We start from the raw sequence: 15,893 nt of genomic DNA, 5'->3' as shown, positions 1-15,893 counted from the left end.
GCTGCCACCGACAAGGTGCCGATGCTTTCGCCGACGGCGATGGTGATGGTTTTGCCGCTGTCGAGGGTGACGGTGACCGGATCTTTCTGCGCCGTGACCAGTTTGCCATTGGCGTCGGTCAGGGTCGCGGTGTAGGTGATGGTGCCGTTCTCGTTCACGCTCGGCGAGGCGGTCAGCTTCACGGTGGTGGCGTCGATGGTGTCGGTGATGTTCGTAGACACCGCAGACTTGTCCGGCACCAGGCTTTCAAATTTGCCGCCGCTGACTTGATCGATGCTGGCGGTGACTTTGCCTGCATCCAGGTACACGTCATCTTTCGGCGCAGCCACGCTGATCTGCCCGGAGACGGCGTCTTTCAAGATGGTGATGGTCGCGCCGTTGCTCAGCTTCACGGTCATGTCGCTGCCGGCGGCATGGGACAGCGTCGCGGTGTAGACGATCTGCCCACCTTCCTGAACCGAGCCGGTAGCGCTCAAGGTCAGGCTGGTGGTGTCAGCGGTGTCGGTCACTTGGGTGACGACGGCCGAGCGATCGGTGTCCAGTTTTTCGAAGTTGCCGCCAGCACTGTCCGCTATCGCTGCCCTGACGGGCGAGGCGCCGGTGTAGATGTCATTCGGCACGGTATACGGCACCGAACCGCTGGACTCGCCGGCCTTGATGTTGATCACCAGACCGTTGTTCAGGGTCACGGTCATCGCCGTGTCGGCCGGATGGCTCAGGGTCGCGGTGTAGGTGATCTGACCACCTTCGCCGACGGTGCTCACATCAGCACTGAGCTTCAGTGTGGTGGTGTCAGTGGTGTCATTGACGGTGGTGGTGTGAGTGGTCTTGCTGACGTCGAGCTTCTCAAAGTTGCCGCCGTCGGTGCTGGCGATGCCAACGGTGATCTTGCTGCCGTCCTGGTAGACATCATCGGCCGGTGCAGGAATGGTAATGGAGCCCGACTTGTCGCCGGCCTTGATCACCACGTTCTCGCCGTTGCTCAGCTTGACCGTCATGTCAGTGCCGGCGGCGTTGCTGAGGTTGACGGTGTAAGTGATCGTGCCGCCTTCGACCACGTAATCGCTGGCAGTCATGGTCACTTTGGTGGTGTCCACGGTATCGCTGACAGCGGTGTCCGCCGGTTTGCCGTCGATGCTCAGTTTTTCGAAGTTACCGCCCTTCGCATCATCAATCTTGACGCTTAAGGAGCCGCCGCCAGCCAGGGCATCGTTCGGCGCAACAAAGTTCACGCTGGCGCTGCTCGAACCGACCGGAATGGTGATGGTCTGGCCGTTGGACAAGGTCACGACCACCGGCGAACCAGTGACTTCAGCAGACACGGAAGCGGTGTAAACCACCGTGCCGCCTTCGGCCACAGTGCCGTTGGCGGTCAGGCTGACTGTCGAGGTGTTGATGGTGTCAGTCACTTCCGTGACCGCAGCTGCGGGGCTTTTGACCAGGTTTTCGAAATTGCCGCCGGTAGCGGTGGTGATCGTGGCGCTGAGCTTGCCGGCGTCGATGTAAGCATCGTCCTTCGGCGCGGCGACGGTGACGGAACCGCTGGTAGCGTCGGCGGCGATGGTGATCACGGCACCGTTGCTGAGGGTGACGGTCACTGGCGTGCCAGCAGCGTGGGTCAGGTTCGCGGTGTAAACGATCGAACCACCTTCAGCGACCGACTCCGTCGCGCTGAGGCTAACCGTCGTGGTGTCAGCCGTATCGGTAATCGAGGTATTCGCCGGCTTGCCGTTAACTTCCAGCTTCTCGTAGTTACCGCCCTTGGCGTCGTCAATCTTCACGCTCAGGGAGCCGCCGCCAGCCAGGGCATCGTTTGGCGCGATGAAGTTCACGCTGGCGCTGCTTGAGCCGACCGGAATGGTGATGGTCTGGCCGTTGGACAAGGTCACAACCAACGGTGAGTCGGTCACTGGTGCGGTGACGGATGCGGTGTAAACCACGGTGCCGCCTTCAGCCACAGTGCCGTTGGCGCTCAGGCTGACCGTTGAAGTGTTGATGGTGTCAGTCACTTCCGTGACCGCAGTTGCGGGGCTGGTGACCAGGTTTTCGAAGTTGCCGCCGGTGGTTTCCTTGATGGTCGCTTCGACTTTGCCCGCGTCTTTGTAGACGTCGTCTTTCGGTGCGGCAACGCTGACATGGCCGGACACCGCATCCTTGAGGATGGTGATGGTCGCGCCGTTGCTCAGCTTCACGGTCATGTTGCTGCCGGCGGCCTGGGACAGGGTCGCGGTGTAGACGATCTGGCCGCCTTCCTGCACCGAGCCGCTAGCGCTCAAGGTCAGGTTGGTGGTGTCAGCCGTGTCGGTGACTTTGGTGACGACGGCAGAGGGATCGGTGTCCAGTTTTTCGAAGTTGCCGCCGGTGGTTTCCTTGATCGAGGTTTGGACGTCCGCTGCGCCAGTGTAGACGTTGTTCGGTACGGTGTAAGACGCAGAGCCGCTGGACTCGCCAGCCTTGATGTTGATCACCAGACCATTGCTCAAGGTCACGGTCATCGCCGTGTCCGCTGGGTGGTTCAGTGTCGCGGTGTAGTTGATCTGACCACCTTCGCTGACGGTGCCCACATCTGCGCTGAGTTTCAGCGTGGTGGTGTCGATCGTATCTTTGACGGTCGTGTTGTGCGCGGCTTTGTTGACGTCGAGCTTCTCGAAGTCGCCGCCGCTGGTGCTGTCGATGCGGACAGTGATTTTACTGCCGTCCTTGTAGACGTCATCGGCCGGTGCAGGAACGGTAATGGAGCCCGACTTGTCGCCGGCCTTGATCACGATGCTTTCGCCGTTGCTCAACTTGACCGTCATGTCGGTGCCGGCCGCATTCGTCAGGTTGGCGGTGTAGGTGATGTTGCCGCCTTCAAGCACCTGACCGCTGGCGGTCATGGTCACTTTGGTGGTGTCCAGGGTGTCGCTGATGGCGGTTGAGGTCGGGGTCTTGTCGGCGACCAGATTCTCGTAATTGCCGCCGGTTACATCCTTGATGGCGTTGGTCAGCGGCTCGTGGCCGACCAATGCATCATTCGGGGCTTTAACGGTGATCGAGGCCGTGCTTTCACCGACCGGGATGGTGATTTTTTCACCATTGGCCAGGGTGACGACCACGTCCTTGCCGGTGACTTTCGAGGTCACGGAAGCGGTGTACACCACGTTGCCGCCTTCGGCTGCGGTGGGCGTTGCCTTCAGGCTGACCGTCGACGTATTGAGGGTGTCAGTCACTTCCGTGACCGCCGCTGCCGGGCTGGTGACCAGGTTTTCGAAGTTGCCGCCGCTGGCGCCTTTGATGGTCGCTTCGACTTTGCCGGCGTCTTTATAGACGTCATCGGCAGGTGCCTTGACGGTGACGGAGCCGCTGGTCGCGTTAGCAGCGATGGTAATGACCGCGCCGTTGCTCAAGGTGACGGTCACCGGAGTGCCGGCCGCGTTGGTCAGGGTGGCGGTGTAAACAATCGAACCACCTTCGGCGACCGAGTCAGTCGCGCTGAGGCTGAGGGTGGTGGTATCGGCAGAGTCAGTCACCGAGGTGTCCGCCGACTTGCTGCTAACTTCCAGCTTCTCGTAATTGCCGCCCTTGGCGTCGTCGATCTTGACGCTCAGGGAACCGCCGCCAGCCAAGGCGTCATTCGGCGCGGTGAAGTTCACGCTGGCGCTGCTGGCGCCAACCGGGATGGTGATGGTCTGGCCGTTCGAGAGGGTCACAACCACGGGCGAATCAGTCACCGGCGCGGTGACGGACGCGGTGTAAACCACGGTCCCGCCTTCGGCCACAGTGCCGTTGGCCGTCAGACTGACTGTCGAAGTATTGAGGGTGTCAGTCACCTCAGTGACTGCCGCCGCCGGGCTGGTGACCAGGCTTTCGAAGTTGCCGCCGCTGGCGTCCTTGATGGTCGCTTCGACTTTGCCGGCGTCTTTGTAGACGTCATCGTCAGGTGCCTTGACGGTGACGGAACCGCTGGTAGCGTTGGCGGCGATGGTGATTACGGCGCCGTTCGACAGGTTCACGGTGACCGGTGTGCCGGCAGCGTGGGTCAGGTTCGCGGTGTAAACGATCGAGCCGCCTTCAGCGACCGAATTGGTAGCCGTCAGGCTAACCGTCGTGGTGTCCACCGTATCGGTAATCGAGGTGTCCGCCGACTTGTCGTTAACTTCCAGCTTCTCGTAATTGCCGCCCTTCGCGTCGTCGATTTTGACGCTCAGCAAACCTCCGCCAGCCAACGCATCGTTCGGTGCTGTGAAGTTCACGCTGGCGCTGCTGGCGCCAACCGGAATGGTGATGGTTTGACCGTTGGAAAGGGTCACAACCACCGGCGAACCGGTGACCTCAGCAGACACGGACGCGGTGTAAACCACGGTACCGCCTTCGGCCACAGTGCCGTTGGCCGTCAGACTGACCGTCGAAGTATCGAGGGTGTCAGTCACCGCAGTGACTGCTGCAGCCGGACTGGTCACCAGGTTTTCGAAGTTGCCGCCGCTGGCGTCCTTGATGGTCGCTTCAACTTTGCCGGCATCTTTGTAGACGTCATCGGCAGGTGCCTTGACGGTCACGGAACCGCTGGTAGCGTTGGCGGCGATGGTGATCACGGCGCCGTTCGACAGGTTCACGGTGACCGGTGTGCCGGCAGCGTGGGTCAGCGTCGCGGTGTAGACAATCGAACCGCCTTCCGCCACTGAATCTGTAGCACTCAGGCTCAGGATGGTGGTGTCTTTGACGTCGGTCACCGACGTGACTGCCGGGGTTTTATCCGCCACCAGGTTTTCGTAGTTGCCACCGGTGGTGCCTTCGATTTTCACGCTCAGCGAACCGCCGCCAGCCAGTGCGTCGTTCGGTGCGGTGTATTTCACGCTGGCGCTGCTGGCGCCGACCGGAATGGTAATGCTCTGGCCGTTGGACAAGGTCACGACAACCGGCGAACCGGTCACTGGCGCGTTGACCGAAGCGGTGTACACCACGGTGCCGCCTTCAGCCACAGTGCTGTTGGCCGTCAGACTGACTGTCGACGTATTGAGGGTGTCGGTCACGTCGGTAACCGCTGGTGTCTTGTCGGCCACCAGGTTCTCGAAGTTGCCGCCGGCAGTCTTGGTGATGCTGGCTTCGACTTTGCCAGCGTCTTTGTAGACGTCATCCTTCGGCGCAGCGAAGTTCACCGAACCGGTGGTGGCGCCCTTGGCAATGTGGATCACCGCGCCGTTATTCAACGTCACGGTCATGGCGGAGCCAGCGGCATTGGTCAGGGTCGCGGTGTAGACGATCGAACCGCCCTCGGCGACCGAGCCGGTGGCGCTCAGGCTTAGGCCGGTGGTATCTGCAGAATCGGTGACGGTGGTAACCGCCGGCGAATGGTCGGTGACGACTTTTTCGAAGTTGCCGCCGCTCTGGCTGGCAATCGTAGCCTGGACTTTGCCGCCGTCGATGTACGGGGTGTTGGCCGGTGCAGCGAAGTCGACCGAACCGGTGGTGGCGCCGGCGGCGATGGTGATCACGGCGCCGTTGCTCAACTTCACGGTCATGGCCGTGTCTGTCGGGTTGCTCAGGGTCGCGGTGTAGGTGATCTGGCCACCTTCGCTGACGGTATGGCTGGCCGACAGCGACAGGGACGTGGAGTCGACCGTGTCATTGACGGTGGTGGTCACTGACGCTTTGCTGATGTCGAGTTTTTCGAAGTTGCCGCCGTTGGCATCCGTCATGGTCACGGTGAGCTTGCCGGCGTCTTTATAGACGTCATCGCTTGGCGCCGCGATGGTGACCGAACCGGTGGTTTTGCCGGCGTCGATGGTGATGGTCTCGCCGTTGCTCAGCTTGACGGTCACCGGCGTTTGCGCGGCGTTGGTGAGGGTCGCGGTGTAGGTGATGTTCGAGCCTTCGAGCACCGATTTTTCAGCGCTGAGGGTCAGGTGCGTGGTGTTGACTGTGTCGGCCACGTTGGTCACGGCCGGGGTCGGGCTGGTGACCAGGTTTTCAAAGTTGCCGCCAGCGGCGTCCTGGATGGTGACTTCCAGTTTGCCGGCGTCCTTGTAGACGTCGTCTTTGGGTGCGTCGACTTTCACGGTGCCGGTGGTTTTACCGGCATCGATGGTGATGGTCGCGCCGTTGCTCAACGTCACGGTCACCGGGGTGCCGGCCGCATGGGTCAGGGTGGCGGTGTAGGTGATCTGGCCGCCTTCTTTGACGTTGCCGGTGGCGCTCAGCGACAAGGTGGTGGTGTCGACGGTGTCGGTCACGCTGGTGCTGACCGGGGTTTTATCGGCGACCAGGTTTTCGTAGTTGCCCCCGCTGACTTTGGTGATCGAATTGGTCAACGGCGCGTGGCCGCTGAGCACATCGTTCGAGACCACGGCATTGACCGTGCCGCTGCTTTGGCCAACGCCAATGGTGATGGTCTGACCGTTGGACAAGGTCACCACCACCGGCGAGCCGGTCACCGGTGCGCCGACCGAGGCGGTGTAAACCACGGTGCCGCCCTCGGCCACGCTGCTGGTGGCGGTCAGGGTGACGGTCGAGGTGTCGAGGGTGTCGGTGACGGTGGTGACGGCTGCAGCCGGGCTTTTGACCAGGTTTTCAAAGTTGCCACCGGTGGCCGTAGTGATCGTGGTGCTGACCTTGCCGGCGTCGATGTAAGCATCGTCTTTTGGTGCATCGACGGTGACGGAACCGCTGGTGGCGTTTGCGGCGATGGTGATCACCGCGCCGTTGCTCAACGTCACGGTCACTGGCGTGCCGGCAGCGTTGGTCAGGGTGGCGGTGTAGACGATCGAGCCGCCTTCCGCCACGGAATCTGTAGCGGTCAGGCTAACGGTGGTGGTGTCGGCCGTATCGGTAATCGAGGTATTCGCCGGCTTGCTGTCGACTTCCAGCTTCTCGTAGTTACCGCCCTTGGCGTCGTCGATCTTGACGCTCAGCGAACCGCCACCGGCCAGTGCATCGTTCGGCGCAATGAAGTTCACGCTGGCGCTGCTCGAGCCGACCGGAATGGTGATGGTCTGGCCGTTGGACAAGGCCACAACCACCGGTGAGTCGGTCACTGGCGCGGTGACGGATGCGGTGTAAACCACGGTCCCGCCTTCAGTCACAGAGCCGTTGGCCGTCAGACTGACCGTCGAAGTATTGATCGTATCGGTCACTTCGGTCACTGCCGGAACCGTGCTCGGCACCAGGTTCTCGAAGTTACCGCCGGTGGCGGTGCTGATCGTGGCGCTGACCTTGCCGGCGTCAATGTAGACATCGTCTTTCGGCGCGTCGACGGTGACGGAACCGCTGGTGGCGTTGGCCGCGATGGTGATCACTGCGCCGTTGCTCAGGGTGACAGTGACCGGAGTGCCGGCCGCGTGGGTCAGGTTCGCGGTGTAAACGATCGAACCGCCCTCGGCCACTACGGTGGACGCCGACAGGCTCAGGCCGGTGTCATCCTTGGAGTCAGTGATAGTGGTCAGCGCCGGCTCGGTGCTCGGGGTCAGCTGCTCGAAATTACCGCCGGTGGTCCCGGTGATGGTGGTGCTGACGGTGCTGCCATTGTTGTAGACGTCATTGGCTGCGGTATCGACGGTTACGCTACCGGTGGTCTTGCCCGCTTCGATGGTGATGACCGAGCCATTGCTCAAGGTCACGGTCATCGGCGCGCCGGCCGGGTTGGTCAAAGTGGCGGTGTAAGTGATCTGACCGCCTTCGACGACGGTGCCGGTGGCGGTGAGGCTCAGGCCGGTGTTGTCTTTCGAGTCGGTAATGGTGGTCTGCGCCGGCTCGGTGCTCGGGGTCAGCTGCTCGAAATTGCCACCGGTGGTCCCGGTGATGGTGGTGCTGACGGTGCTGCCGTTCTGATAAACGTCATTGGCCGGGGTGCCGACGGTCACGCTGCCGGTGGTCTTGCCCGCGTCGATGGTGATGACCGAGCCATTGCTCAACGTCACGGTCATCGGCGTGCCGGCCGGGTTGGTCAAAGTGGCGGTGTAGGTGATCTGACCGCCTTCGACGACGGTGCCGGTGGCGGTGAGGCTCAGGCCGGTATTGTCTTTCGAGTCGGTAATGGTGGTCAGTGCCGGCTCGGTGCTCGGGGTCAGTTGCTCGAAATTGCCACCGGTGGTCCCGGTGATGGTGGTGCTGACGGTGCTGCCGTTCTGATAAACATCATTGGCCGGGGTGTCGACGTTCACGGAACCGGTGGTTTTGCCGGCTTCGATGGTGATGGTCGAGCCGTTGGACAAGGTGACAGTGACCGGCGTTTGAGCAGGATTGGTCAGGGTCGCGGTGTAGGTGATCTGGCCGCCTTCGGTGACTGTAGATCCCGCCGTCAGTGTGACGGTGGTGGTGTCCGGCGAGTCGGTAATGGTGGTCACGGCCGGCGCCGGGTTTGGCACCAGGTTCTCAAAGTTGCCGCCGGTGGCGCCAGTGATCGTGGTGCTGACGGTGCTGTCGTTCTGATAAACGTCATTGGCCGGGGTGTCGACGTTCACGGTGCCGGTGGTCTTGCCAGCGTCGATGGTGATGATCGAGCCGTTGGACAACGTGATGGTGACCGGCGTTTGCGCCGGGTTGGTCAATGTCGCGGTGTAGGTTATCTGGCCGCCTTCGGTAACGTTGGTGCCGGCGGTCAAGGTGACCGTGGTGGTATCGACGGTGTCAGTGACCTGGGTCACGGCCGGGGTTGTCGGCGGGGTGACGATGATGCCACTGCCGCCCGTAGTGCCAGTGACGGTCACGTTGATCTGGGTCGGGTCGCTATAGACAGTGTCGTTCGGCACGAGCGGGACGTTGACGGTACCGGTCAACTGGCCGGCCTGGATCACGATCACCGAGCCATTGGACAGGGTAATGGTCAGGTCGGTCAGCGGAGCCTGGGTCAGCGTGGCGGTGTAAACCAGTACGCCGCCGGCCTCGGTAATGGTCGGCGTGGCGCTCAAGGTCAGGGTCGATTCGCGCTGCACGTTGGCGCTGGTATTGGCCGACTGACCACCGAGGGTGTTCTGTTCAGCCAACGTGGCAGTGCTGATGCCAGCGGTCGGGAAACCAATGGTCGGGTCGACCCGGCCAGCGGTTGCCTCCAGAGCCACGAAGCTGTGACCGCCACCGGTAGAGCCGCCTCCGCTCATAACGGTAGGGCCGGCCGCAGTGGCTTCAAGATCGGTGGTCGGGTCGGCACCGGCAACGATGGCTTGCTGCAGCTCTTCAACCGACGGCGCGGCTTGTGCAGTGGCTTGTGCAAGGTCAGTGCTGGAGTCCGGATCGCTGCCGCTCCACTGAGTGTCGCGGCCCAGGTCCAGGGTCCGGCCGTCAGCCAGTTCGAGCGTGACAGCACCTGCCGCGCCAGTGTCTACCTGATCGCCGACAAACAAGCGGTCGCCTTCAACGAGCACGCGGCGCACGCCCTCTGGGGACACCGCGAAAACCTGACCGACAATGCTTTTGACGATGGCCACAACACTGCTCATTGAAGACTCTCCGGGTGTCGCATTCAGTTGACTTCCATGGACCTGGCGGCGTGTTTGCCAAACCAGTCTGGACGTACTTTCAAGGTATTAGAGGCACAACTTTGACGCGGTTATTCGTCAACAAATTGGCTATATTTTTTCGCTATAAACTTTATGCCAAACTATTGACCTTCTGCCGGTCATCCTAAACACTCGCCTCCGTAATGTCACATTGATATTTCGGTGCCGACCTGCCCCGTAGAGTGTGATGCAGTTCCAAAATCCAACTTTCCGACAAGCGGTCATTCCGGTTGTCATCATCCGATGCAGCGGCACGTTCTGCAGTGATTCAAGACAAGCAATTCCGGGAAATTCCAACAATGCGTTTGCACCTGCTCACGGCTTTACCCTTTGTCCTTGCCGCCGGTTTTGTTCAGGCGCAGACCCTTCCGGAAGCCATGCAACAGGCACTGGATGTCCATCCGGAAATCCAGGCAGGCGTTAACAGCCGATTGGCCGCGGATTATCAGTTAAAGGCAGCAAAAGGTGGATACCTCCCACGGGTTGATCTGCTGGGCGGTTATGGTCGCGAAGGCACTGATAACGTCACCACGCGTGCCGCCGGCAACAACAATCACTGGGAAAACCTGAATCGCAGCGAGTCGAGCGTGCGGTTGTCGCAAATGGTTTTTGACGGGTTTGCGACGTCGAGTGAAGTGGGGCGTCAACAAGCCACCGTTAATTCCCGCGCCTACTCGTTGCTGGGCACGTCCGAACGCACTGCGCTTACCGTTGCGCAGGTGTATCTCGACGTATTGACCCGCCGCGAATTCGTGCGCTTGGCGACCGAGAACCTGAAGAGCCACGAACGAATTTTCGATCAGATCAAACTGCGCACCCAGCGCGGCGTGGGCAGCGGCGCCGACCTCGATCAGGCCGAAGCGCGGATGGCTCAGGCCCGCAACAACCTGATCACCGAGCAAACCAACCTGGCTGACGCCGAGACCAACTTCCTCAGCGCCGTTGGCCAGATGCCCGATCAGTTGGAGCGTCCTTCCGATTTCATGGCGCTGTTGCCGGCCAACCTGAATGAAGCCCGGGCGCAGATGCTGGAAAACAGCCCGATCCTGCGTTCCGCCGAATCCGACATCGCCGCTGCCGAGAAACAGTACGACGCCGCCAAGTCGAGCTTCTACCCGCGCTTCGATGCCGAATTAGGCCGCACCGCCGACAACGATCTCGACGGCCAGAACGGTCACAGCAATGAATGGCAGGCCATGTTGCGCATGCGCTTCAATCTGTATGCCGGTGGCAGCAACAAGGCTGATCTGGAAGCCAAGTCCTACCTGTCCAACCAGGCACTGGATATTCGCAACAACGCCTTGCGCGTGTTGAACGAAGAGCTGGGTCTGGCCTGGAATGCCTTGAACAACGCCAATGCCCAGGTGCCGATCGCCCAGCAATATGTCGATCACAGCACCAGTGTGCGCACCGCGTACCAGAAGCAGTTCAGCCTCGGCGAGCGTACCTTGCTCGACCTGCTCGACAGTGAAAACGAGCTGTTCTCGGCTTCTCGTCGCCTGGCGGAGATCAAGAACATTCAGTTATTTACTCAGTACCGAATCAAGGCGACCATGGGCGAGTTGCTCAAGAGCCAGGGAGTGGTCGCACCGTTGGCATCCGTTGTGCAAAACGACGTGAAGCCCAAGGTTCAACTGCCCGGTTTGAATTGAGCAGAACCTTCATTGTTCAATTGTTAGCCAAGAGTGCCGAGCGTGGAATCAGAAGTCAGTCGAGTTCAACTCATTCATGATCCACGCGCGCTGCACGACGATCCACTACTGGACGGCTTGCTGGCTCTTTGCACCCTGCATCAGAAACCGGCCAGCGCCGCGATGTTGACCACCGGCCTGCCGTTGCCCAAGCAGCGCCTGAGCGTTGAATTGCTCCCGCGCGCAGCCGCTCGCGCCGGCCTGCAAGGGCGGGTGCTGGTACGCAAACTGGAACAGATCCCGGCGATTGCCATGCCGGCACTGTTGCTGCTCAAGGACGGTCGCAGTGCCGTCCTGCTCGGTTGGCTAGGTGAAGACCAGGCGCGCCTGCTGACCAGTGAAAGCGACGGTGGCGAAAGTGTCGTCAGCCGCGAACTGCTGGCCGATGACTACATCGGCAAAGTATTCTTCGCTCAACCCCAGCACAAATTCGACGTCAATCACGGCACGCTGATCCCCCGCGCGCGCTCGTGGTTCCGCGACACCCTCAAGCGGTCGCGCTGGCTGTACGCCGACGCCATCGCCGCGAGTTTCCTGATCAACATCATTGCCATGGCCGCGCCGCTGTTCGTGATGAACGTCTACGACCGCGTCGTGCCGAACCAGGCCGAATCGACCCTGTGGGTGTTGGCCATCGGCATCACCGGGGCTTACCTGTTCGACCTGATTCTCAAGAGCCTGCGCAGTCTCTGCCTGGACCTGGCCGGGAAGAAAACCGACCTGATCATCTCGGCCACGTTGTTCGAGCGCATCGTCGGCATGGCCATGAAGTACCGCCCGGCCCGGGTCGGCAGCTTTGCCCAGAACATCCATGAGTTTCAGAGCCTGCGGGACTTCCTCGCTTCGCTGACCCTCACCAGTTTGATCGACCTGCCGTTTACGCTGCTGATCTTCATGGTCATCGCGATTCTTGGCGGGCATCTGGTGTGGATTCCGGTGCTGGCGTTCCCGATTGCCTTGCTGATTGGCTATGCGCTGCAGAAACCGCTGGTGGCGACCATGGAGCGGACCATGGCGCTGGGCGCCGAGCGGCAGTCGAGCCTGATCGAAACCCTCGCCGGTCTCGATGCGGTGAAGGTCAACAACGCCGAAAGCGAACGCCAATATCAGTGGGAGCAGACCATCGGCACCCTCAGCCGCCTCGAACTGCGGGTGAAAATGCTCTCCGGTCTGGCGATGAACATCACCTTGCTGATCCAGCAACTGGCCGGCGTGATCATGATCGTCTTCGGCGTGTACCAGATCATCGACGGTCACCTGAGCATGGGCGGCTTGATCGCCTGCTACATGCTCAGCGGTCGCGCGCTCAGCCCGCTGGCCTCGCTGTCCGGCCTGCTGACGCGTTACCAGCAAGCGCGGGTGACCATGACCTCGGTCGATCAGATGATGGAGTTGCCGCAAGAGCGCAACTTCGAGGAACGTCCACTGAGTCGCAAGGTGCTGCAAGGCGCCATCGAATGCCGGCAGATGAACTTCACCTACCCGAACCAACAGAACGCGGCGCTGAAGAACATCAACCTGATCATCAAGCCCGGCGAGAAGATCGGCATCATCGGGCGCAGCGGCTCGGGGAAAAGCTCTCTGGCCAAACTGCTCGTAGGTCTCTACCAGCCGGACGACGGCGCCCTGTTGGTGGATGGCGTCGATATCCGTCAGATCGACGTCAGCGAATTGCGCCACAACATTGGCTACGTGGCTCAGGACATCCAGCTGCTGGCCGGCACCCTGCGCGACAACCTGGTGTCGGGCGCGCGCTATGTCGAAGACGAAATGGTGCTGCAAGCGGCCGAGTTGGCCGGCGTCCACGAATTCGCCCGTCTGCACCCACAGGGTTATGAGCTGCAAGTCGGCGAGCGTGGGCAGAACCTGTCTGGCGGTCAGCGCCAGAACGTCGCCCTGGCCCGTGCGTTGCTGCTCAACCCGCCGATCCTGCTGCTCGACGAACCGACCAGCGCCATGGACAACACCGGTGAAGAACGCCTCAAGCAACGCCTCGCAGCGGTGGTTGAAAACAAAACCGTGGTGCTGGTTACGCACCGGGCTTCGCTGTTGTCGCTGGTGGATCGTCTGATCGTCATCGACCGCGGGCAGATTCTCGCCGACGGCCCGAAAGCCGCCGTGATGGAAGCGTTGAAGAAGGGGCAGATCAGTGTTGCTTAAGTCGGGTTTCAAGAATTCGATCGGCCGTTATTTCAAAGGCTCCGAGTCGCTGCATGGCCAGCCACTTCCCGAGGTCAACAAAGCGCTGATCGAGGACGCCCCGCGTGTGGTGCGGCTGACCATCTGGGCGATCATCGGCTTCTTCGTGTTCCTGATGCTCTGGGCCAACTTCGCCGTGATCGACGAAGTCACCAAGGGCGACGGCAAAGCCATTCCGTCGTCAAAGATCCAGAAAATCCAGAACCTGGAGGGCGGTATCGTCTCCGAGTTGTACGTGACCGAAGGGCAGATCGTCGAAGCCGGCGCGCCGCTGATTCGCCTGGACGACACGCGATTCGCCTCCAACGTCGGCGAAACCGAAGCCGATCGGCTGTCGATGCTGCTGCGAGTCGAACGCTTGAGCGCGGAAGTCGATGACCGTCCGCTGAACTTCCCCGCTGACGTGCTGAAGGCCGTGCCCGGTCAGGCAGCCAGCGAGGAGTCGCTATACATCAGCCGCCGTCAGCAGCTACACGATGAAATCGGTGGTTTGGAGGAGCAGTTGATCCAGCGTCAGCAAGAGCTGCGCGAGTTCACTTCCAAGCAGTCGCAATACCGTAGCGGTCTCGCGCTGCAGCGTCAGGAAATCAACATGTCCGAGCCGTTGGTGGCCCAGGGCGCGGTATCGCCGGTTGAAGTACTGCGGCTCAAGCGCGCCGAGGTTGAAACCCGCGGGCAACTGGACGCGACCACTCTTGCCATTCCGCGCGCCCAATCGGCGATCAAGGAAGTGCAGCGCAAGATCGACGAGACCCGCGGCAAGTTCCGTAGCGAAGCGCTGACTCAACTCAACGAAGCACGCACGGATCTGAACAAGGCCCAGGCCACCGGCAAGGCGCTGGAAGACCGGGTCAGCCGGACGCTGGTGACATCGCCGGTGCGCGGTATCGTCAACAAGCTGCTGGTCAATACAATCGGCGGCGTGATCCAGCCGGGCAGCGACCTGGTGGAAATTGTGCCGCTGGACGACACCTTGCTGGTAGAGGCGAAAGTTCGCCCGCAAGACATCGCCTTCCTGCATCCGGGACAAGAGGCAACGGTGAAGTTCACGGCGTATGACTACACCATTTATGGTGGGCTGAAGGCCAAACTTGAGCAGATCGGTGCTGACACCATCACCGACGAAGACAAGAAAACCACTTACTACATCATCAAGCTGCGCACTGATCGCAGCCACTTGGGGACGGATGAAAAGCCGTTGTTGATCATCCCGGGGATGGTGGCTTCGGTGGATATCATTACTGGCAAGAAGACGGTGCTGAGCTATCTGCTCAAGCCGATCATTCGCGCCCGGGCCGAAGCTTTGCACGAGCGGTAGTTTTCTGCCGAGGCTGAGGGCCTCATCGCGAGCAAGCTCGCTCCCACAGGGGTTATGTGATCGACACAGATCCAATGTGGGAGCGAGCTTGCTCGCGATGGCGGCCTCAAGGACAACTTATTCCAAAAGCCATATCGTTATTCGCTAACGGTATTTAAATTTCAGTTCTTATATCTATAAAGTCACTCCCCTGCGTACCTGCCGACCAATCGGCGCGCCGCACGACACGAACCAACACGGGACCTCCGTGAGTTTCTTGATCGACGCGCGCGCCCTTGAGCGTGCCGTGCGTGGGAGTGATTTATGTCTGCAGCAACGGCTTCCCCAAGCGCCGCGAACATCGCGCCGCAAACCTTCGGCATCCGCCCGTTCAGTGGCGCCGTCGGTGCCGAAATCATCGGCCTCGACCTGTCCCGCCCGATCAATGATCAGGACTTCGCCCGCATCCACCGCGCGCACCTGGATCATCACGTCGTGGTGTTTCGCGACCAGCGCATTACCCCCGAGCAGCACATCGCCTTCAGCCGCCGTTTCGGCGTGTTGCAGATTCATGTGCTCAAGCAATTCCTGCTGGCCGGGCATCCGGAAATTCTCATCGTTTCCAACATCATCGAAAACGGCCAATCCATCGGCCTTGGCGACGCCGGCAAGTTCTGGCATTCCGATCTTTCCTATAAAGGACTGCCAAGCCTGGGTTCAATGCTGCACGCTCAGGAGCTGCCGTCCGAAGGCGGCGACACGCTGTTCGCCGACATGCACAAAGCCTGGGACAACCTGCCCGAAGCGCTGCGCAAAGCCGTCGAAGGCCGCTCGGCCGCGCACTCTTACACCGCGCGCTACAGCGAGACCAAATTCGAAGGCAACTGGCGTCCGACGCTGACGCCGGAACAATTGGCTCAGGTCGCAGAAGTCGTCCACCCGATCGTCCGCACTCACCCGGAAAACGGCCGTAAGGCGTTGTTCGTCAGCGAGGGTTTCACCACCCGCATCGTTGGTTTGCCGGAAGACGAGAGCAAGCAACTGCTCGACGAGCTCTACGCCCACAGCGTGCTGCCGCAAAACATCTACCGCCATCAATGGCAGGCCCACGACCTGGTGTTCTGGGACAACCGTTCGCTGATTCATCTCGCCGCCGGATGCCCAAGCCACCTGCGCCGCAAGTTGTATCGCACCACCATCCAGGGCGACGCGCCTTTCTGATTTGCCGGAGAAACT

The 15,893-nt window shown here is 61.0% G+C and carries 5 protein-coding genes; 4 read left to right on the top strand and 1 reads right to left on the bottom strand.

Annotated features, from left to right (window positions below; genetic code table 11):
• The coding region (locus VD17_RS01230) for a retention module-containing protein (protein ID WP_046052325.1) at window positions 1-9,410 on the bottom strand (9,410 nt) is incomplete at its 3' end.
• Between the two features lie 359 nt (window positions 9,411-9,769).
• Between VD17_RS01230 and VD17_RS01225 the strand changes: the two genes are divergently transcribed.
• The 4 genes from VD17_RS01225 (at window position 9,770) to VD17_RS01210 (ending at window position 15,878) form a co-directional block, all read left to right on the top strand.
• Complete coding sequence (locus VD17_RS01225) at window positions 9,770-11,122, top strand: TolC family outer membrane protein (protein WP_046052324.1); 1,353 nt, start codon at window positions 9,770-9,772, stop codon at window positions 11,120-11,122.
• A 42-nt stretch (window positions 11,123-11,164) separates the two neighbouring features.
• Window positions 11,165-13,321, top strand: coding sequence for a type I secretion system permease/ATPase (locus VD17_RS01220; protein ID WP_046052323.1), 2,157 nt, complete (start codon window positions 11,165-11,167; stop codon window positions 13,319-13,321).
• On the top strand, window positions 13,311-14,678 hold the full coding sequence (locus VD17_RS01215) for an HlyD family type I secretion periplasmic adaptor subunit (protein WP_046052322.1): 1,368 nt from the start codon (window positions 13,311-13,313) through the stop codon (window positions 14,676-14,678). The genes VD17_RS01220 and VD17_RS01215 overlap by 11 nt, the downstream gene beginning before the upstream one ends.
• 303 nt (window positions 14,679-14,981) lie before the next feature.
• Window positions 14,982-15,878: a TauD/TfdA dioxygenase family protein gene (locus VD17_RS01210; protein WP_046052321.1), complete on the top strand. Its 897-nt coding sequence runs from the start codon at window positions 14,982-14,984 to the stop codon at window positions 15,876-15,878.
• Window positions 15,879-15,893: the final 15 nt, after the last annotated feature.

Origin of the sequence: Pseudomonas fluorescens (genome assembly GCF_000968015.1) — a bacterium.
GTDB lineage: Bacteria > Pseudomonadota > Gammaproteobacteria > Pseudomonadales > Pseudomonadaceae > Aquipseudomonas > Aquipseudomonas fluorescens_W.
The sequence above is the reverse complement of the archived record's forward strand: the minus strand, read 5'-3'. Positions and strand labels throughout refer to the sequence as shown.

Excerpts from the sequence above, each read along its gene's own strand:
- VD17_RS01225 (WP_046052324.1), top strand. The coding sequence starts at position 9,770 with ATGCGTTTGCACCTGCTCACGGCTTTACCCTTTGTCCTTGCCGCCGGT.
- VD17_RS01210 (WP_046052321.1), top strand. The coding sequence starts at position 14,982 with ATGTCTGCAGCAACGGCTTCCCCAAGCGCCGCGAACATCGCGCCGCAA.